The 18426-nt window shown below is 39.5% G+C and carries 19 protein-coding genes; 5 read left to right on the plus strand and 14 right to left on the minus strand.

Annotated elements, in window-relative coordinates; genetic code table 11:
* Positions 1–31 precede the first annotated feature (31 nt).
* From B1C82_RS19255 to B1C82_RS19275, 5 genes are read right to left on the minus strand one after another with little or no spacing between them, the layout of a single operon-like run.
* Positions 32–433, minus strand: a complete 402-nt coding sequence (locus tag B1C82_RS19255; protein WP_086449154.1) for a DUF2721 domain-containing protein — start codon at positions 431–433, stop codon at positions 32–34.
* Between the two features lie 50 nt (positions 434–483).
* Entirely contained in the window at positions 484–1311 is an 828-nt protein-coding gene (locus B1C82_RS19260; protein ID WP_086449155.1) for an SDR family oxidoreductase, read from the minus strand.
* On the minus strand, positions 1308–2255 hold the full coding sequence (locus tag B1C82_RS19265) for a fumarylacetoacetate hydrolase family protein (protein WP_086449156.1): 948 nt from the start codon (positions 2253–2255) through the stop codon (positions 1308–1310). Before B1C82_RS19265 ends, B1C82_RS19260 begins: the two co-directional genes overlap by 4 nt.
* Positions 2256–2272: 17 nt before the next feature.
* A complete protein-coding gene (locus B1C82_RS19270) occupies positions 2273–3382 on the minus strand; it encodes a VOC family protein (protein ID WP_086449157.1) in 1110 nt (369 codons plus the stop codon).
* Positions 3379–4986 (minus strand): bifunctional 3-(3-hydroxy-phenyl)propionate/3-hydroxycinnamic acid hydroxylase, encoded by a 1608-nt coding sequence (locus tag B1C82_RS19275; RefSeq protein ID WP_234008353.1) that lies wholly within the window; start codon positions 4984–4986, stop codon positions 3379–3381. Before B1C82_RS19275 ends, B1C82_RS19270 begins: the two co-directional genes overlap by 4 nt.
* Before the next feature lie 150 nt (positions 4987–5136).
* On the opposite strand from B1C82_RS19275, the gene B1C82_RS19280 reads away from it, so the two are divergent.
* Positions 5137–5793, plus strand: a complete 657-nt coding sequence (locus B1C82_RS19280) for a TetR/AcrR family transcriptional regulator (RefSeq protein WP_234008348.1) — start codon at positions 5137–5139, stop codon at positions 5791–5793.
* Here B1C82_RS19280 and B1C82_RS19285 read toward each other — a convergent pair.
* From B1C82_RS19285 to B1C82_RS19315, 7 genes are all read right to left on the minus strand, one after another.
* Positions 5783–6256 carry a rod-binding protein gene (locus B1C82_RS19285; RefSeq protein ID WP_199775796.1) on the minus strand — a complete coding sequence of 158 codons (474 nt, stop codon included), beginning with the start codon at positions 6254–6256 and terminating at the stop codon, positions 5783–5785. The genes B1C82_RS19280 and B1C82_RS19285 overlap by 11 nt on opposite strands.
* Complete coding sequence (locus B1C82_RS19290; protein WP_086449160.1) at positions 6253–7320, minus strand: flagellar basal body P-ring protein FlgI; 1068 nt, start codon at positions 7318–7320, stop codon at positions 6253–6255. Before B1C82_RS19290 ends, B1C82_RS19285 begins: the two co-directional genes overlap by 4 nt.
* A complete protein-coding gene (locus B1C82_RS19295; RefSeq protein ID WP_086449161.1) occupies positions 7317–7982 on the minus strand; it encodes a flagellar basal body L-ring protein FlgH in 666 nt (221 codons plus the stop codon). Before B1C82_RS19295 ends, B1C82_RS19290 begins: the two co-directional genes overlap by 4 nt.
* 1 nt (position 7983) lies before the next feature.
* Entirely contained in the window at positions 7984–8892 is a 909-nt protein-coding gene (gene flgA / locus B1C82_RS19300) for a flagellar basal body P-ring formation chaperone FlgA (protein ID WP_199775784.1), read from the minus strand.
* A gap of 5 nt (positions 8893–8897) precedes the next feature.
* The gene (flgG, locus tag B1C82_RS19305; protein ID WP_008590869.1) at positions 8898–9695 is read right to left on the minus strand and encodes a flagellar basal-body rod protein FlgG; all 798 of its coding nucleotides are present in this window, start codon (positions 9693–9695) and stop codon (positions 8898–8900) included.
* A 267-nt stretch (positions 9696–9962) separates the two neighbouring features.
* Complete coding sequence (locus tag B1C82_RS19310) at positions 9963–10964, minus strand: zinc-dependent alcohol dehydrogenase (RefSeq protein WP_086449162.1); 1002 nt, start codon at positions 10962–10964, stop codon at positions 9963–9965.
* 3 nt (positions 10965–10967) lie between these two features.
* Positions 10968–11759 (minus strand): crotonase/enoyl-CoA hydratase family protein, encoded by a 792-nt coding sequence (locus B1C82_RS19315; protein WP_086449163.1) that lies wholly within the window; start codon positions 11757–11759, stop codon positions 10968–10970.
* A 132-nt stretch (positions 11760–11891) separates the two neighbouring features.
* Between B1C82_RS19315 and B1C82_RS19320 the strand changes: the two genes are divergently transcribed.
* Complete coding sequence (locus B1C82_RS19320) at positions 11892–12485, plus strand: TetR/AcrR family transcriptional regulator (RefSeq protein WP_086449164.1); 594 nt, start codon at positions 11892–11894, stop codon at positions 12483–12485.
* 237 nt (positions 12486–12722) lie between these two features.
* Here B1C82_RS19320 and B1C82_RS19325 read toward each other — a convergent pair whose 3' ends face one another.
* A complete protein-coding gene (locus tag B1C82_RS19325) occupies positions 12723–13874 on the minus strand; it encodes a DNA methyltransferase (RefSeq protein WP_167373776.1) in 1152 nt (383 codons plus the stop codon).
* A gap of 266 nt (positions 13875–14140) precedes the next feature.
* Between B1C82_RS19325 and B1C82_RS19330 the strand changes: the two genes are divergently transcribed.
* The 3 genes from B1C82_RS19330 to B1C82_RS19340 all read left to right on the plus strand — a co-directional run bounded on the left by B1C82_RS19330 (position 14141) and on the right by B1C82_RS19340 (position 17739).
* A complete protein-coding gene (locus B1C82_RS19330) occupies positions 14141–14647 on the plus strand; it encodes a hypothetical protein (protein ID WP_086449166.1) in 507 nt (168 codons plus the stop codon).
* Positions 14644–15504: a penicillin-binding transpeptidase domain-containing protein gene (locus B1C82_RS19335; protein WP_086449167.1), complete on the plus strand. Its 861-nt coding sequence runs from the start codon at positions 14644–14646 to the stop codon at positions 15502–15504. Before B1C82_RS19330 ends, B1C82_RS19335 begins: the two co-directional genes overlap by 4 nt.
* A gap of 75 nt (positions 15505–15579) precedes the next feature.
* On the plus strand, positions 15580–17739 hold the full coding sequence (locus tag B1C82_RS19340; protein ID WP_167373777.1) for a cation:proton antiporter domain-containing protein: 2160 nt from the start codon (positions 15580–15582) through the stop codon (positions 17737–17739).
* Between the two features lie 13 nt (positions 17740–17752).
* Here the strand turns inward: B1C82_RS19340 and B1C82_RS19345 are convergent, their stop codons facing one another.
* Entirely contained in the window at positions 17753–18424 is a 672-nt protein-coding gene (locus B1C82_RS19345) for a response regulator (protein ID WP_086449169.1), read from the minus strand.
* Between the last annotated feature and the right edge of the window lie 2 nt (positions 18425–18426).

The following is an 18426-nucleotide window of genomic DNA, read 5'->3' on the forward strand; positions in this document are numbered from 1 at the left end:
TTTCTTATTAGACTAATCTGTTAAATTCAATTTAGTTCTTAGTAGAACGAATTGTTGTTTCGATTTCTATTTCTAAAGCTTTAACTGAAAGTTGGATTTCAATCAACGAATACATTAAAGAGATAAGCATAGAAACCAACGAAAATCCAAAAAAATACCAAGCTCCCATATTCCATATCGCTACCAAACTTATGGAAATCGTACAAAACGTAAGACTTAGAATTCCAAAAGCCTGAGCTGATCTAATCTGAGAAATCCTAATTTTTAGATTTTGGATTTGCGCAATAAGCGCAGAGTCCTGGTGTTCTCTATATTTATCCAATAGTTGTCTAACAAGAGAAGTAAGTCCAAAAAAACGATTCGTAAATGCGAGCATTAAAAGAGAAATTGCAGGAAACAAAATTCCTGGAGTATTATAAGTCAGAACTTCCATATTCACATCGACCCTAATAAGCAATTTCACTGCAAGATAAAAAGACTCTATTATATTACTCTTGCTCTCGTTAGAAACAAACTGAAAAATTTAGGAAAGAATTTATGTAAAAAAATACCAAATCGTTCCTTTATACTGGCAATAATGATTTCTTGTTCACCTGAAACGATAGCATCTAAGATCCTCTTGGCACATTCTTCTACTTCTATACCTCGCTGGATTCCCGGGTCTAATATCCCATGTTTAGAGCCATCTCCTGAAAAAGCGTTTTCTGAAATTTTCGTTTTTATAAATCCAGGATATACCAATAGAACTTTTAAATTATCGCCCGAGTTCTCCGCCCTAAGACCTTCGTAAAAGCCGGATAACGCGAACTTAGAAGCGGAATAACCAGTTCGAAAAGGAACTCCAAATTTTCCAGCTATACTGGAAATACTAACAATATAACCCTTTTTCTCTTTTCGAAAATAAGGAAGAGTCGCTAAGGTTATGGCGATATTTCCAAAAAAGTTAATATTCATCAAAGATCGATAGGTAGAAATCAAAGTCTCATGAGCAAGGGAGCGTTGACTAATTCCACCGTTATTTATTAACACATCTATCTTTCCAAATTTTCGGATCACTTCTTCTGGAAATTGTTTTAAAGAATCATAATTTTCCAGATCAAGAGGAAGGATCATAGAATCCTCCTCTTTCCATCCCTGAGCATCTCTTACTCGTAACAATTCTTGGGTTCTCCTAGCAGAAAGTATTAATTTCGCCCCGGTTCCCTTTAATTCCGCTGCTAAAGCCTCTCCTATTCCGGAAGAAGCCCCTGTAATCCATACTACCTTATCTTTAAAGAAGGAATATGAGTTTTCATTAGAAAAACTTATCATTCTTGAACAACCTTTAAAATCTGATCACCCAAATCAATTCTACGATCTGCACTCCTGATAAAGGAATGAATCTTATCTCCTGGCTGTAAATACTCTGATCGTTTAAGTTGCCCTTTGATAAATAATTCCCATTTCTTTTTTTCAGGAAGAAGTGCCGCAATTTTCTGAAGTAATTTTCCAGGAGCGCGGAGAGCACAGCCTGACGGAGTTCCTGTAAGAAGCACATCTCCAGGAGCTATATCACAAAAACTTGATAATTCAGAAATTGTCTCAGCCGGTTTGAAAACGAGGCTGGAAACAGAATCATGTTGTCTAACTTGATCGTTTACAAGTAAGGTCAGTTCCAAACTTTCTAAAAGAGCGAAATCTCCTGGTTCTAATACTGCAAGAACAGGCCCGGCAGGAAGAAAACTGCGATAAGATTTGCCCTTATACCATTGCATTTGCGGAAGCTGAATATCTCTGGCTGAAACATCATTAGCCATAAACAAAGCGGCTACGTATTCAGAAATATTTTCGGGACCAATCTCCAAAGGCCCTGTAATCGATTTTCCGAATACAAGCCCAAGCTCTATTTCATAATCTAATAATTTTACATTACTTGGTCGGACCACTTCTCCCAAAGGAGAGGAAATAGATGCATCCGATTTAGTAAAAAATAAATTGTACGTTTTTTCGTTAGGATCTAATCCGGATTCGATCAAATGTTGCCGGTAATTCGCACCTTGGCAGATAATCTGGCAAGGTGCCGTGATCGGGGAGAGTATTTTCAAGTCCTGGTATTTATAAACTGTAGAATTCGAAGATGATCGGTTTCCTTTTAAAAACTCTAAAAAATCTCTGGTATTCAAGTCGCCTGCTTTCAATGGAATGGCAGTCCCTTGTTCCAATTTTGCCCAATCTATTTTCCGATCTTTTTCAAAACGTATATAATTCTTAGCCATAGGTATATTCCTTTTTATTAATACTTAATCCAATTTCTAGGAGATTTTGAAGCCACTTTTTTAAGCTCCAATAAAGTTCGGATCTTTATATCCTTGCCAGCGAAAATTCCCTTTAACAGTTCTTTTACTTTATGAAAAGAAAGTTTGGTGTCTAAAAAATTTTCCGGCATATCCTCTCCCCATTGATATAAACTTTTACGATTGATCCAATGAAAACCAACCGGAACTGTGTTATCGAATTTATCCCCGTCCGAGTAGTGTTCCACAAGCATACCGCTCGGATCTCTTTGATAATCGAATATCTGACTCCCTAACAGATGTCTTCCTATCCCCCATGCAGATTTCCAACCTTGTTCCAACATCCATTCCCTCCCTTTGGCGACCTCGTCCAAATCTTCCAATTCGAAAGCACAATGTTCTAATCGATCATCAACACCAGTAGCAATTACAATCGTATGATGGTCCGTAGGTGTTTCACCGTTATCACATCTTAGAAATACTATTACAGGCTCCTTGGATTCCGGTAGGATTTGAATATCAGATGGAATAAACCCGAAAGTATCACAGTACCACTGAGCATTCTTTAAGAATTCCTGTTTTAGAAAAACGGCATGTCCCAAACGGTTTACTTTTGCAGGACCGGAGTCATACGGTCGAGGCAAATTAATCCTTTTTGATTCTCTTGGAGTGTTCCATAATTTTGGAAGAGATAGATCCGAAGTCTCCCTTTTTGGAATATTCGATAATAACACATCGACTGGAAGACCGGACGGATCAATCAAAGTAACAGAAGGACAAGTCCCGAATCTTCCCATAGGCTGGAATTTTGCATTTTCTAGTTTCTTGAGTCTTTCAAATTCTTTTTCTGAAGAAATATACACGCCTAGACCCAATAAAAAGTCCCTGCTAGCTTTTTCTAAAGACCAGCAGGGCAGATCGGAGCTATTACCATGAAACAAGATCCTATTTTCTGTTTTCTCCAGGATAGAAAGCCCGAAATCAAGATAATAATTGGAGGCAGATTCCAAATGTTTTCTACCTAATCGAATGTACGCTATATCGCTTACTTTACTCAAAGGTTGATCTGCTCGAACTGGACATAGAGAAGTAGATTGAATTTGTTTCATAGCATGGATCCTTGATAGACTTTCGTAAATTTACGCACGACTTGGTCAGCGTTTTGAGCAGAAAAGACAGCAGCCACGATTTTATCTGGTCGAACAATCGCAAATCTTTCTAACCCACCGAATGCAGAGAAAAAAGAAGATGTCACATCTTCAGCCTCAGGGGCAAAGGAATCAGATTCAATAATCTTTTGTTGATTAGAAATATATAATATTTTTCCACCCATCTTATTCCATATTTCAGATGAACTCGAATCCAAAATAGAATGAGGATGTTTACCGTAGCCAACAATATACAATGCCGGTTCAAACAAGTCATCCGATAATACTAAAGAACCGTTCTTCGATCGAACTGGTGCCTGTGGAAAAAGTGAACCTGGATAAAGATTACATTTGGACAAAGTTTCTCTTTTTAAAAAAAGTCCTTTTTTAAAAGAATTTTGAGGTCGTATCCTCAAGTCGGATAAATAAGGCCTGAGAGGAGTATAATGTAAAAATTTAAATAGAAGATCCCTAAAAAAGGCTTTAATTTTGCTTCGAGTCATGATGATAGATCCTAAAAATACAGCCAAACGTATCATCTTTTTTGCATGTGGTTTTCTTTCCGTATTATAACTAAATAAAATTTTAGGAGAAGCTTTCTTCTTTAAGACGGCAGCGATTTTCCAAGAAAGATTAAAGGTATCTCTTATTCCACTTACTAAGCCTTGCCCAGCAAAGGGAGGAGTTAAATGAGCAGCATCTCCGAGAAGGAACACCCTTCCCTTTCCCATACAATCCGCTGTCTTTGCCTGAAATCTATAAACCGCGATCCTTTCCAGCTTCATGGAAGAAACGTCTCCCCAAGGTTTCATGAGTTCCGATACTTTCATAGGTGTTTCCATTTCTTCTTTTGTTTCTCCATCTCTCAGGAGGAACTCCCATCGTTGGGACCCATTTGGTCCCGGGACATGAGCGATTGGTCTTTTAGGATCGCAGATAAATTCAACTTTATCTAATGTTTCCGGTAAATTCGCGACATCTAGAATGAGCCAATCTTCCTTATATGCGGAACCTTTTAATCTCCAACCTTGCTTTTCCCTTACTTTACTATGGGCTCCATCGGAACCTAAAAGATAAGCTCCGGTAATTCTATATTCCGTTTCTTTGCATCGAACTCTTACGATAATCTCCGAATCTGTTTCCGTATGAGTAATATAAGTACATTCCGACCAAAGACGAACATTAGGAAATCTTGTAAGACCTTTTCTTAAAATTCGTTCCAGTTCAGGTTGATAGATTGAGACCAAACGAGGATGCCCATCCATGGACCCGGCTGAATTGATTTTGGCAAAGATCCCACTGAAAGGAGAAATCATCTCTATACTGGATATTGCAGGCATACTTTTTGAGATCTGCTCTCCAAAACCAGCAGCCTGTAATATCCTCAATGCATCTTGGTCCAAAGAGATAGCTCTTGGAATTTCCAATACTCCAGGATTTTGATCGATCAAAAGGACCGGAATCCCCTGCTGACCTAAAAGATTTGCTGCGAGCACTCCTACGGGACCAGCTCCAACTATGATCACATTCGGCTTTTCAGGCCATTCTTCAGTTATCGATCGCAAATTCGCTCTCTCTTCCATAAATTGAGAGATTATTCAAAATTGAAATATATGTCAAATATTTTCGATATTCCTCATTCGGTAAACTGTTAATTTTTGAGAAAACTCTCAAAAATGTAATTGTAGCGCAATTGAAGGGGATTTAACGGTATTATGATGGCCTCTACACCTAGAAAAAAATTAGCCCCTAAGCGGGAAAGAACTAAGCTCCAAATCATGAAAGCCGCCCTGAGATTGTTCGCACAAAAAGACGCGGGCGAGACTTCGATTGCGGAAGTAACGGCAGAGGCAGAAGTCGCAAATGGAACCTTCTATAATTATTTCAAAACAAAGGAAGAACTATTGGAAGCTTCCTCCTTTGCATTGATCGAATCAATTGCGTCGGAAGTAGAAACAAGTATGAATGAGTTGGAAGATTCTGCAGAGAGAATGGCTTTAGCAGGGATTTTTTTCTTTAAAAAGGCAAGAATGGATTCTGATTGGGGATGGGCCTTGATTAGAGTTGCAGCGGCTGCGCCAAGGATGAGCGATATGCTACTTAGTTACCCTCTGAAAGATCTACAAAGAGGGATAAAGTCCGGAAAATTCTCCATTGAATCGATAGAATCAGCTCTCGGACTTTTTGTAGGAGCTCTTCATTATGGAATTAGAAATATTTTGGAAGGAAGAGCCAAAGACAAATCGCATGATAAAGACATGATGATATTAGTATTAAGAAGTTTTGGAGTCCCTCTTACCTCTGCCAAAAGCCTGGCTTCTAAGGGTTTCGATAGAGCCTGGAAAAGTGAGCCGGGACTTTCTAAACTTTAGAATCTAATTTAGAGATCGGTGGAAGATTAGAAGACAAAGACTGATAGATCTGCTCTGCCAATCCCAAAGAAGAATTCGCAGATAAGTTCTTAGAATACTCATCATACAGCATATCTTCGAAAATTTCTTCTGCATATCCACCATCGATGAGGCCCGATTTATGAACTGTAGATTTCATTTCTTTCAACATCATCTTAACAAAGATGGATTCAAATTCACCGGAGGCATCGAATAACTTTTTGCGGTAAGGATCCGCAGCAATCTCTTCTTTAATATTATGAGGCATTCTTACTTCGGAGGAAGAAACCTTTCCGGATAAGGTATTATTAAACTCTTCCCTCAGTTGGTCCGGAAAACTTTGGCCCGGCTTAACATTTTTTTCTTCACGTAAAAGTCTTTGCACTTCCGGTCTTTCAGTAAGATCCAATTTAGATCGATAGTCTTGTATTTTATCTATCATTATTGTATCTCCAATTCTGCATGAAGCGCGCCTGCCGCTTTCAATGCTTCTAAAATTGCTATGATATCTTTTGTGGAAGCCCCCACCTTGTTCAATGCTTCCACTACGTCGGAGACCTGAGTGGCTTCTTCAATCACGAAAGACTCTTTAACGGGGAGTTTTTCTCCACTCAGTCTTGTAGGTCTCCTATTCTTATCTGCGACCGAAAGACTTAGGCCAGATCTTGCAACTGCTACCTCATCGATTGTGATGTTCCCTCCCATTACAATTACGCCGGATCTTTCGTTGATTACAACTTTTGCTCTAGGATTTGATTCGACAGTAATGTTTTCCAGATCAGAAAGAAGATTAAGAAGTCCAGGAGATTTAACGGAGAATCCAGCTCCTACTTCTATCACAATCTCGGAAGGAGTTAACGCCTGAATGGACTCGGCTTTCAATCCGAATTTTTCAGGAATGGTTTCCTTAATACGATTAACAACATTATTCATTAAAGAGAAATCTTGGCTATTCAAACGAATAACTACTCTTTGGTTAGAAAAGAAATCTTCTTTTAGCTCAGTTTCTACAATTGCACCTGCATGAACAATTCCTACAGTCTTTTTGGAAGCTCTTCCGAGTCCTCCCGTGCTGTTCTCTTTCCCACCGAAAGAGATAACTCCGCTTGCTACTGCATAAATTTTATCGTTAGCAGTTTTCAAAGGAGATTGAAGAAGAACTCCTCCCTCCAAAGACTTAGCGTCTCCGATAGATGAAACAGTTACATCTAGTCGATCACCTTTGCGAGCATAAGAAGGAATATTAGCGGTAATTAATACAGAAGCTATGTTCTTTGTTTGCTCCGGTTTGAGATTAGCATCCACTCCAAGATTTTTGAGATAATTTTTCATACTTTCAGTAGTCATTGGAGTTTTAGAATCTCCAGTACCCGGAAGCCCAACCACGATTCCGTAGCCAGTTATCTGATTATCTCTGATTCCTTCTATCTTAGCTAAATCCTTCAAACGAACTTCTGCTCCAGAAAGAGATAAGGAGAATATTACAAAAAGAAAAATACCTTTTTTCATTTAGATTCTCCTAATAGACGGTTCAGCTGTTCCAAAATATATCTTTGCTTTTCTTCTTCCGAAAGTTCCGCCTTAACGGTTACAGTTCCATCTGGGTTATTGATCGTTTTTAAAGTAATAGGAGGTTGTAGATTCTTAGGCTCAATTCTGCCAGTAAACTGGATTTGCAAATCAGCGATACGATCCGCATCCACAGAATTATCTTTCGCGATAAATTCAGGGGACAATCTTCCTGTTAAAAGAACTTGAGAAGGTTCTCCATTATAAGTAGAAGAACGTTGTCCCTGTAAAGTTAAAAGTCCGGTATTTGCATCTATCGCTGTTACAACAGCAGTTAGATTTCCTTTTAGTTTTCCTAAGGATTTAATCTTACCTTTATTCTTTCTAACGATAGTGCGGTCTGTATTATAAGCGGGATTATCAGGGATCACTTTTTTATCAGGCACAGCCTTGATCGTGATATTTTCATCCGCAGTGGATTCGATCTCGAACTCCGCAGTAAAACCTTCTTTCAATTTTACGAATATAGCGGTTCCCACTTTCAGATTTTGGCTTCTGGAGTAAGGATTTTTATCCTGCCATTGGGAAAGATCCTGAGCGAATAGAGCGATCATTCCGGATAAAAAGAGAAGTGGAAGTATAAATTTCAAAATACGGATCATATCAATTCTCTAAAAGGACTGTGCCCTTCTCCACTACTCTTGCAGAAATTTTCCCCTCTTTGGAATGAGAAGAAACATCCACGATCTCTCCAATATTACCGGAACTTAATGCTTTTGTCTTAGATTTTACGACCAGGTTTCCCTTGGTATAAACAAGGTTTACATCCCCGCCTCTCTGTACATCGAATAAGAACCTGAATTGTTTTTTGCGGAGAAGTTCCCCTGGTTGCAGATCTTTCAATGCAGTAGAACCAATATCCTTGCCGGAAATTCCATCTGTGAAAGATTCTTCCATATAGACAGTTCTTTCTTCCAGATCGTCTGCCTGTAGTTTTTGTCCCTTGCGGATCTCTTTTTTGGCAAAGAGAGCGTTCGTTCTTCTTTCCAATTTAAATTTGATCCTTTGAGTATGGACCTTTCTGCTCTCGAAATAGAAATCCAAAGATGCAACAATCTGCCCTGGATGAATCACTTGTGGAAGTCCTGCCCATTTCAGTTCCACACCTTGGCTTGGAACTAACCTTTCTCCGCTCAAATAGGAGATTTTGAAATCTCCTTCTTTATCTTGAGGAAGTTTAGATACTTCTTTTTTAAGACTTTCTTCCAAGTCTTCTGGATCCAATTCTGAATCCAAAGGCAAAACTAAAGTTTCCTTTCCAGAAACTGGGATTCCCGCTAAGACTTCTTTTAAATATTCAGGACGAATGACTGTTGGTGCATTTAGATTTCTTAATACAACCTTGTCTTTCATTCCGTCTGGAAGTTTTGCGATCTCGGATAATAAAACTTCTTTCTTTTGGGTTAAAAGTTTTCCGCGAAGATATACCGCTTCCATTCCTTCTATCTTTCCCACACCAGACACAAATAGACCGGTTAAGATATAGAACGAAATATAAAAGCGGAAACTCATATTAATTAACGTTTCAGTCCGATCGCAGTAGATAACATGTTATCAGAAGTTTGGATAGCTTTGGAGTTAGATTCATAAGCTCTTTGAGCCACGATCATATTCACCATCTCTTCCACGATTTTCACGTTAGACATCTCTAAGAATCCTTGCAGAACATTCCCAAATCCTTCCATACCTGGAGTTCCAGGGATTTCAGGGCCAGAAGCAACAGTCTCTTGGAATAAGTTTTTACCTATCGCTTGGAGACCAGCAGGGTTCACGAAACGATACAATTCCACCTGACCTATCACAGTAGGACGGATATCTGCTCCGATCTTTACAGTAACTTCTCCTTGTTCGGAGATCATCAAAGTGTTTAGGATCGCTCCCTCTGGAAGAATAAGAGGAGGTTCCAACAAATAACCGTTAGATGTTACTACTTGTTGGTTAGAATCAATCTTATAAGAACCGTCACGAGTGAATGCAAAACTTCCGTCAGGCATTTGGATCTTGAAAAATCCCATCTCGCTTGTGATCGCAAGGTCCAACTTATTACCGGTTGCTTGGAAAGAACCGATCTCGAATAATTTCTGAGAAGCAGCTGCCCTCACCCCGTGACCCACATTCACACCTGTAGGAATTTCGCTCACGGAGGTAGCAGGAGTTCCTGCCAAAACCATATGTTGGTAAACTAAGTCCTCAAAATCCGCGCGGTTCTTTTTAAAACCGGTGGTATTCACGTTTGCCAAGTTATTGGAAATTGTATCTATATGAAATTGCTGAGCGATCATTCCGGTCGCGGCTGTCCAAAGGGAACGCATCATTTGAGTTTATACCTCGATCCCTTAACCTATCGGCCATTCCCAAAAAATCCACAGGGTCAATTCAGGATTTTTGAGACAAAATACAGGTTTTTCGGAAGTTGGAGACGCAGAGGGATAGAGACTTTTCTCACGCAGAGGCGCTAGACGCGGAGAAAAAGGTTTCGTGTAGGAGTTCCTACATACTTTATAAGCCTCGCAATCTACTTGTTGGAATTCCAACAAAACCCCTCTGCGACTCCGTGACTCTGCGTGAGAAATAGACCTGGTTCAGAATTTCACAAGTAGCTTTGTCGCCCTCTGGCCATACCCTTCTACTGCGTCCTGCCAATTGATTGTATGAGTGGTGATCTTTTCCGGATGCAATTTCCCTTTTGAGATGAGGTCGAAAATTTCTTCGGTATAAGCCCCTACGTTTGCTCTTCCTACTTTCAAAGTAACTCCAGTATTGTACATCTTCCAGTACGGAACAGGAATATCATTTTTGAAATGAACGCTCACACAAGCGCAGGTCCCTCCAGGTTCCAGACTTTCCAATGCAGTGAATAATCCTGCTCTAGTATTTGTGCTATCAACCACCAGATCGAATTTACCTGGACTTTCGGAATGAGGGGCTTCTATCGCTTCCGCACCCAACTGTTTTGCAAGTTCTAACCTAGAAAGATCCGTGTCTGTAAAAACGGGCTTGGCACCTAACGCAATTGCAGACGCAACCGCATATAGACCGCAACTTCCTACACCACCTAAAACCAGTATAGACTGAGAAGGATTTTCTTTCAGATAAGGAGCCACACATCTGTAACCGTCCGCAAGATTGTCTGCTGCAGAAACAGCCTGTTCCGGCAAAACTCCGGTTGGAATTTTTTTCAGCATACTTTCCGCATAAGGAACTCTTACTAATTCCTGCAAGGAGCCTCCCCATTCATACCCGAATCCATATCCAGGGCTATCAATCACAGATGAACAAAATGCAAGAAGACCTTTATCACAATGAGAACAGTGACCACAATTGATATGCCAAGGGACCATGACGATTTCTCCTATTCGGAAATTTTTCACGTCCTCTCCTAATTCAGTAATCTCTCCCACCATCTCATGTCCTAAAGCGATCGGCCCAGGAAGAGGTGTAGCTCCGTAAATAATACCGAAATCAAGATCGCATCTGCTTACATAAATTGGTTTAACGATCGCTTCTATCCCACTCTTTAGCTTGGGCTCAGGCACATCCATCCAAGAGAGTTTTCCTCTTCTGATAAAATTTAATTGTTTCATTGATTATATCCCTTGATAAACCGCAGGACGTTTTTCTAAAAAGGATTGAACACCTTCTTTAGAATCTTCCGTATGAAATAATTTCAGCCCATTCTTCATAAGAGAATCGAATGCGGTTTTTTGACCTTCTTGGATAGAAAGTCTGGCAGATATTAAAGTTTCTTTTAAAGCCAAAGGAGCACATTGTTCCGCGATCAATTGAGCAATGGAATAAGCTCGATCAAACAGTTTATCTTTTTCTACTAGTTCTTGAACGAGTCCTAACTGGAGAGCTTTCTCTCCATTGAATTCTTCTCCCGTAAGAAGATAACGCATTGCATTCCCCCAGCCCGCGATCTCCACCATACGAATAGAGGCTCCTCCCAAAGGCATGATCCCCCTGCGAACTTCAAACTGAGAGAACATGGTTTTGTTGGAAGAAAGTCTTATGTCCGCTGCAAGTAATAGCTCGATCCCTAAGGTAAAACAAAAACCTTGGGCAGCAGCAACGATAGGTTTAGTTCTTGGCCTTGCTTTTAAATTAATTCCGAAAGGATCCACTCCCCCTTCTACAAGAGGCCATTCTCCTCTTTCCTTCACTTTTTCTGCGATGGTATCTAACTCCAATCCCAAGGTAAAATGTTTCCCAGAAGCCACTAAAAGACCAACCCTCGCCTCCGTTGTCTCTTCCAACTCCGTATAAGCCCTGGAAAGATCCTCCAACATTTCCCAAGTGAAAACGTTCCTCTCTTCAGGACGGTTGATCCGAATGACCAATACCTTCCCCTTTAACTCTCTTTCTATAAATCTATCCACAACATTCCCCTAAATTTAAAGTAGAACGATCATTCCACCTTATATTTTTTAAAGTAGAATGATCTGTCTACTTTATTTCCACAGGAAAGTTAATATTTTGACATTTAAACTTGTCTCTTAAATCCTTTATCTGTGAAGAAATGGACATCTCCGGAAGAAACCAAAGGACGAATCGTCCAAGAGGCATTGAATTTATTTTATACCCAGGGCTATTCGAATACAGGGATCAATCAGCTATTAGAAGAAGCAGGAGTATTTCGAAAGAGTTTTTACACTCATTTTTCTGGAAAAGAAGAACTAGGATTGGAATACTTACATGCACAGGACAGATCTTATATAGGTTATATGCGTACCATGATGGAAAAATATCCGGACGCTCAAGATTTTATCCATGCGTGGTGTGCAATGATACTGCGCAATTCCAGGACGAAAAAATTTATAGGTTGTCCTTTTTCGAATTTTGCCAGCCAAACCTTGGACCAAACTGAATATTTCGGAAAGAACTTAAATGAAATCATGAATAATTGGAAAAACGAATTGGCTAATTATTTTTCCAAAGCAAGTTTTAAAGGTAAACCTTTAAGATCTAAGGACACCCAGGATCTTGCTATCCGTTTCCTTACCTGTTACGAAGGTTTAGTGCAACTGTATATTACGATGAGAGAATCTAAGTATTTATCTCGCTTAGAAAAAGATCTAGAAAAGATATTAGAAGAATATTATTAACAAATTATCACGCAGAGACGCAAAGCCGCGGAGAAAAGACGAATTTTGGTATAGTTACTTACTTTAGCTTCCTTTGTGTGCTCCGTGAACTCCGTGCGAAATTCTTTCACATTGGGTTCGCACTGAAATCACCGAGAACAGCGCATATTGGAGTTCCTACGATCCCAACTTTTCGCCCCTCTGCGACTCCGTGACTCTGCGTGAGAATAACCTTGCGGCTCTTCTTTATCCGGGTCTCTACTTCAGATTGCGGAAGACCACGCAGCGATTTGAATTCGTGCCCTTCTCATTATTCGAAACATTCCAGCAATTGGCAAGTTTCGTGAATTTCTGGTCGTTAATGTATGTATTTTCCCAGACAAGACCGGTAGATTCTGCACATTTGATCACATACTCGTCTAGATTGAAGACTGTTTTACCTTTTCGAACTTCTCCCACTTCCATGACGACTGTTCCACCAGGTTTTACCACCCTGGATAGTTCTGCCAAGGTTCCTTGGATAAATTCACACCAACCTGCAAGAGTCGCGAATATACTTGGTTTCTGGTCCTTCTCCAATTCGATATCTAAGAACCAATATCTAAGCCAATTGTCCTCTTCGTAGTTTACCTTGTCCAAAAATGGTGGGCTGGTCACTACGAGATCTACAGAATCATCTTCTAAACCAAATAGGTCCAAAGAAGAATGATTTATGTATTCGTTTCTGGAAGAAAACTCATGATAAAAAGGTGTAAGCGACTCTTTCAGGTCCCTTCTTATCTTTTGAAGGATCCGAGGTTTGATTTCTCTATAATCAGGGACAACTCCCCTCTTTTCGTTATTTCTTTTTTGAGCCAAAGGAGGAATAGAGATCTGAGGAAAACTATAAACAGAAAAGAAACCGTTACTATGGCCATGAAGCCTAGATAATGCTGTCAGACCCAAATATCTAAGTTCAGAAGAATCTGAATCCGAAAGAATCTTTTTTAAATTTTTGATCTCTTTTAAAGTATCTTTATGATAAAAATGTAAAAGACCTTCATCTTCCTTTTCTTCTTTTACTTTTGCACTTAAATTGAGAGAATCAAGCGCTCTTTCCAGTTTTTCGATAGAAGGTACAGTCTGTCTGGATTTCGCTAAGAACAAGGACATAGGACTGATATCGTTATGGATAGCAGCATAACCTTCTAAATTTGCTTGGACTGCAGTGGTCCCTCTTCCGCCAAAAGGATCGAACACAATCCCTTTTCGATTCTCTAAATATTTTCCAATGAAGAAGGCGGGCAATTCAGGCTTGAACGAAGCTCTGTAGCTGACCACATAATGGATTGGATGAGCCTGTCTTTGTTTAGAGGTCCAAAATTCACCGGTGAGTATCTTTCTTTCTTTTTTACGAACTGCGCCGCTCATCAGCTCCGCCTTTTCTTTTTTCTTATTTTCGGAAGAAGGCGCAATTTTCAGTTTTGATTTTTAAGTTCTTGCCTGAGACATAAGAGCCTTTCGACTCTTAAAGCCCGGGACAAGACGCTTACTAGCCAACCTAAGTATAGCAAAACGGACTATAAGAGAAGAATGGCGGAAGTGAAGTCAGAAATACTTGTCTCCCTGCCGAATCCCAAAATCTTAGCATTCAGATCGGGGTTTTTTGGAAAGACTAAGCTCAAATCGCGAACAGAATGGAAACTGTATCCTCTAAACTTTACGAAGAATTTTTAAAAGAGAAAAAAACGAATCGAAGATTCGAACTCGCCGGGTTATATCTAGGATACGGAGCTTATGTAGTAAGCCTTGGGATCGTATTCTGGTTCAAGAGAGAAAATCCACTCTTCTCAGCAATGTTCTTCCTAGGACTATTTACAAGAGTCTCAAGCCTAATGATAGGAAGAGTATTCTTGGTTCCTAAAGTTTTTCTCCAACTTCTCTCTTCCGATATTTCGGAAAAGGAAGAGGCCTGGAAAATCATCCAAGCTCATAAAGATGAGATGATAGGTAGACTCGCTGGAAATATTTTGGGCTGGAATGATTCAAGCGAGTTATACTCGATGAATCAGGAGCAAATGGTCGAATTCGTAAAAAAATATACAGTCACGGATTGGAGAAAGATCGGAAAAATTTTCCTAATCTTCTACATCCCACTTTCATTATTCGTGACTTATCTTACGATTTACGCCTGGTTTTCATGAGGCTAATATTAAGTTTTTCTCTTGTCCTACTTCTGCTTTCCTGTTCCGTAAAAACAGGAACAGACTCACCGCTCATACAAAAAGAAGATCTAAGTCTCTCCGATAAAAAAGTCTGTTTATTCCTAGCCGAAATGGAAGAAGGTACACTACTAAAAGTGGGAGAAGATAACTGTAAAAAAAGCTCCCCTTCTATGTATGTATTCCAACCTGTACTCGCTCTCGCGGCATTGGAACTTGGAACATTGAAAGATCCTCATGGATACTTTCCTTGGGACAAAGCCAAATATCCATATATCAGATGGCAGAAGGAACAGAATCTAAGAACTTCTTTAGAAAGTTCCACTGTTTGGTATTTTCAAAAGATCTGGACGGATACAGGAACCACTAAACTTAGAAGCTGGCTACATTCTGTTGGACTTCCTACCTCGGTCCCATTCGAACCTTCTAAATCCTTTTGGATGGATGGAGGATATTCTTGGACAGCTGAAGAATTCTATCTATTCTTATGGAAACTATTCAATGGAGAGTTAGATGTCAGAAAGAAAAACCTAAACTCGGTTTTAGTCGGCTTGGAAAGAAATCCCGGAGAGATTAAAAATCCAACCGGCACTCACAGATTGGATGGCAACTTTGGGAACTATTCTGGTTTTTATTCTGATTCAGCAACAGGATATGCGCAAGGAAGATCGGTCTCTTGGTATTGGTTCTTCTGGAAAGGACCAAAAAGATCTTATCTATTCTTATCTAGAATAGAAAGTGAATCCGAAACCTTATCTCCATTAGAGGCTGCAAAATTCGGGATGGAATATCTAAGAGAAAAAGGCTTTTGGGAAAAATATTTCTCTCCTTCAAACTAAGTATTATCCTTTTCGCATTCTTTCCATTTTTATAGTATGGAGGAACTCCAACATTCCGAGGGTTTCTTTCTAAGGATGAAACGAAACGCGATTTTCTACATAACTCTGTTATTACTTTCTTTCGGAGCCTTTTTCTTTATAACAAAACAAGGCAAGTCATTAGAAATAGGTAAAGTTGCCGGAATTGAATCCAGCTCTTCCACCTCGGTCGAGTCCACAGAAGATCCAATAGATATTTGGAAAAAAGCTGGGTCAAAACTATGGAAAGGTTTCCATGAACCCCTTCCACTCCTATTATTACAAATCGGAGTCGTAATTGCAGCTACTCGAGTAATGGGTAAACTTGCAGTCATTGCAAGACAACCCTTCGTAGTAGGAGAAATACTTGCAGGTATATTATTAGGCCCATCTTTATTCGGGTTATTATTCCCTGAACAGTATCAATTCCTATTTCCCAAAGTCTCTTTAAGTTCCTTACAACTATTAAGCCAGATTGGTCTGGTGTTCTTCATGTTCGTTGTAGGAATGGAATTGGATATAAAGATACTTAGAAACCAAGCTGATTCTGCAATACTCATCTCACATGCAAGTATTCTTCTTCCATTTTTACTCGGAGCCATCTTAGCACTTTCCATTTACAAAACATTGGCTCCTCCTGAGGTAACATTCTTATCCTTCTCCTTATTTATGGGAATAGGAATGAGTATAACCGCCTTTCCCGTGCTCGCCCGAATTGTCCAAGAAAGAGGACTTACCAAAACAAAATTAGGAGGCCTCGCACTTACCTGTGCCGCTTCCGATGATTTAACCGCTTGGTGTTTACTTGCAATAGTGATCGCTCTTGTGCAAGCAGGAGGACTTTTAGCAGCCTTATTCACCATAATACTAGCGATCATTTATGTTATTATAATGTGGAAGATCGTACAGCCTGCGATGCATAGAGCAGGAAGAATTTTCACAAACAGAGAAGCATTCACCAAAATGGCAGTGGCATTGTTTCTTCTCTTCCCGATCGCTTCCGCTTGGATCACTGAATCCATCGGAATACATGCATTATTTGGAGCTTTCTTGGCAGGTGTTGTCATGCCAGACAAACCAAAGCTTAGGACTCTTCTCGCTGAAAAAGTAGAAGATTTAAGTACCGCAATCTTTCTTCCACTATTCTTTGCACTAACCGGAATCAGGACTCAGATTGGTCTACTGAACCAGGGAAATTTATGGTGGGATTTCCTAATGGTACTTACAGTCGCTATTGTAGGAAAATTTGCAGGAAGTACAATCGCCGCAAGAGCATCCGGAAACAACTGGAAAGATTCCCTGTCCTTGGGCGCACTCATGAATACTAGAGGGCTAATGGAATTAATTGTACTCAATATCGGTTATGATATAGGAGTATTATCCTCAGAAATCTTCTCTATGATGGTGTTAATGGCATTGGTCACAACATATATGACCGGTCCAAGTTTAAATCTAATAGAGAGAATTTTCTCAGTAGTAAAAGATAAAAGAGAAGAAGGTATACTACTCGCTTTCGCATTACATTCCAGAGGAGTAGATCTTTTAAGACTAGCTTCCGGATTATTCCAAAACGGAAACAAAACAAAAGAAGTAACTGCACTTCACCTTACTCCTGATTCTTGGATCTCAGGAAAAACCGCTCAAAAATACGAGAAAAAAAGTTTCGAACCTTTATTTAAACTTTCTAAAGAACTTGGGATCAAACTTAAGACCCTATACAAACCTTCTGATAATGTAACAAGAGACATTCTTAAAACGATCCAATCAGGAAATTATAATATATTCCTGACTGGAGGAGCAAGATCCTTATTCAGCGACGACGTACTCGGTGGAAAGATCAGGACACTTCTTTCTGAATCGGAAACAAACGCGGGAATACTGGTCGCAGAAAAATTAAAGGATCTAGATCGTTTTATCTTAGCAGTTTATTCAGACAAAGACATAAAACTATTAGGATTTGCCCTTGCAATGGCTAAAAAGATAGGAGCCAAACTTTCTATCTGGGATCCAAAAGGTAAAGTTCTGCAATTCTCCCAAAAGGAAAGAAATCTTCTTAAAAAAGAAAAAATCACAATCTTAAAAGGGGAAAATCCTCAGGTTCTTTCCGAAGCAGATTTAGTAATTTGTGATCTTGAAACTTGGGAAGAAGAAACCGAATTTAGGAATTGGGAACTTTCAGACGGTTCGGGTCTATTCTTAGTACGTTATAAAGAATAATATTATAAAGATATTAAGTATCTATTTTTAGAAAGTAACCGACCCCGGGTTCCGTGATCAGAATTTCAGGATTACTCGGGTCTTTTTCTATCTTTTTGCGGATCTGATTTACGTACACTCTCAAATAGCCGGATTCCGCCATTTGATTTGGTCCCCAGAGTTCTTTTAAGATTTGAGTCTGGGTCACTATCTTTCCCGGATAAGTGGCCAATAGTTTCAAAAAAGAATATTCAGTAGGCGTTAGTCGGACTTCCTTACCTTCTTTCAAAACCTTTCTAGTCCCAAAATCCAACTCTAAAAGGCCAATCCTGACTTTAACATCCGTTTTCTCTGGAGAAGAATGTCTTAATAATACCCTAATCCTTGCGAGTAATTCTCCAATGCCGAAAGGTTTGGTAAGATAATCATCTGCTCCATTATCCAGCAAAAGGATCTTATCTTTTTCTGAATCTCTAACACTTAAAACTAATACAGGAATTTTAGAACCGGACTCTCTTATCTTCTTTAGGAATTCATCCCCACCTTTCTCAGGTAAACCTAAATCCAAGATAATAGAATCTGGACGAACCATATAAACTTTTGATAATGCATCATCTACTGAAATTGCTTCTTCTACCTTATAACCTTCCTTTTCCAGAGCAACTCGGAGCAATCGACGGATCTGGATCTCGTCATCTATGATCATTA

Origin of the sequence: Leptospira venezuelensis (assembly GCF_002150035.1) — a bacterium.
Classification (GTDB): Bacteria; Spirochaetota; Leptospiria; order Leptospirales; family Leptospiraceae; genus Leptospira_B; species Leptospira_B venezuelensis.

Bases quoted from the DNA above. Each gene is read 5' to 3' on its own strand.
- B1C82_RS19255 (WP_086449154.1), bottom strand. From the start codon at position 433: ATGGAAGTTCTGACTTATAATACTCCAGGAATTTTGTTTCCTGCAATT.
- B1C82_RS19260 (WP_086449155.1), bottom strand. From the start codon at position 1,311: ATGATAAGTTTTTCTAATGAAAACTCATATTCCTTCTTTAAAGATAAG.
- B1C82_RS19265 (WP_086449156.1), bottom strand. From the start codon at position 2,255: ATGGCTAAGAATTATATACGTTTTGAAAAAGATCGGAAAATAGATTGG.
- B1C82_RS19270 (WP_086449157.1), bottom strand. From the start codon at position 3,382: ATGAAACAAATTCAATCTACTTCTCTATGTCCAGTTCGAGCAGATCAA.
- B1C82_RS19280 (WP_234008348.1), top strand. From the start codon at position 5,137: ATGATGGCCTCTACACCTAGAAAAAAATTAGCCCCTAAGCGGGAAAGA.
- B1C82_RS19290 (WP_086449160.1), bottom strand. From the start codon at position 7,320: ATGAAAAAAGGTATTTTTCTTTTTGTAATATTCTCCTTATCTCTTTCT.
- B1C82_RS19295 (WP_086449161.1), bottom strand. From the start codon at position 7,982: ATGATCCGTATTTTGAAATTTATACTTCCACTTCTCTTTTTATCCGGA.
- flgA (WP_199775784.1), bottom strand. From the start codon at position 8,892: ATGAGTTTCCGCTTTTATATTTCGTTCTATATCTTAACCGGTCTATTT.
- flgG (WP_008590869.1), bottom strand. From the start codon at position 9,695: ATGATGCGTTCCCTTTGGACAGCCGCGACCGGAATGATCGCTCAGCAA.
- B1C82_RS19310 (WP_086449162.1), bottom strand. From the start codon at position 10,964: ATGAAACAATTAAATTTTATCAGAAGAGGAAAACTCTCTTGGATGGAT.
- B1C82_RS19325 (WP_167373776.1), bottom strand. From the start codon at position 13,874: ATGAGCGGCGCAGTTCGTAAAAAAGAAAGAAAGATACTCACCGGTGAA.
- B1C82_RS19330 (WP_086449166.1), top strand. From the start codon at position 14,141: ATGGAAACTGTATCCTCTAAACTTTACGAAGAATTTTTAAAAGAGAAA.
- B1C82_RS19335 (WP_086449167.1), top strand. From the start codon at position 14,644: ATGAGGCTAATATTAAGTTTTTCTCTTGTCCTACTTCTGCTTTCCTGT.
- B1C82_RS19340 (WP_167373777.1), top strand. From the start codon at position 15,580: ATGAAACGAAACGCGATTTTCTACATAACTCTGTTATTACTTTCTTTC.
- B1C82_RS19345 (WP_086449169.1), bottom strand. From the start codon at position 18,424: ATGATCATAGATGACGAGATCCAGATCCGTCGATTGCTCCGAGTTGCT.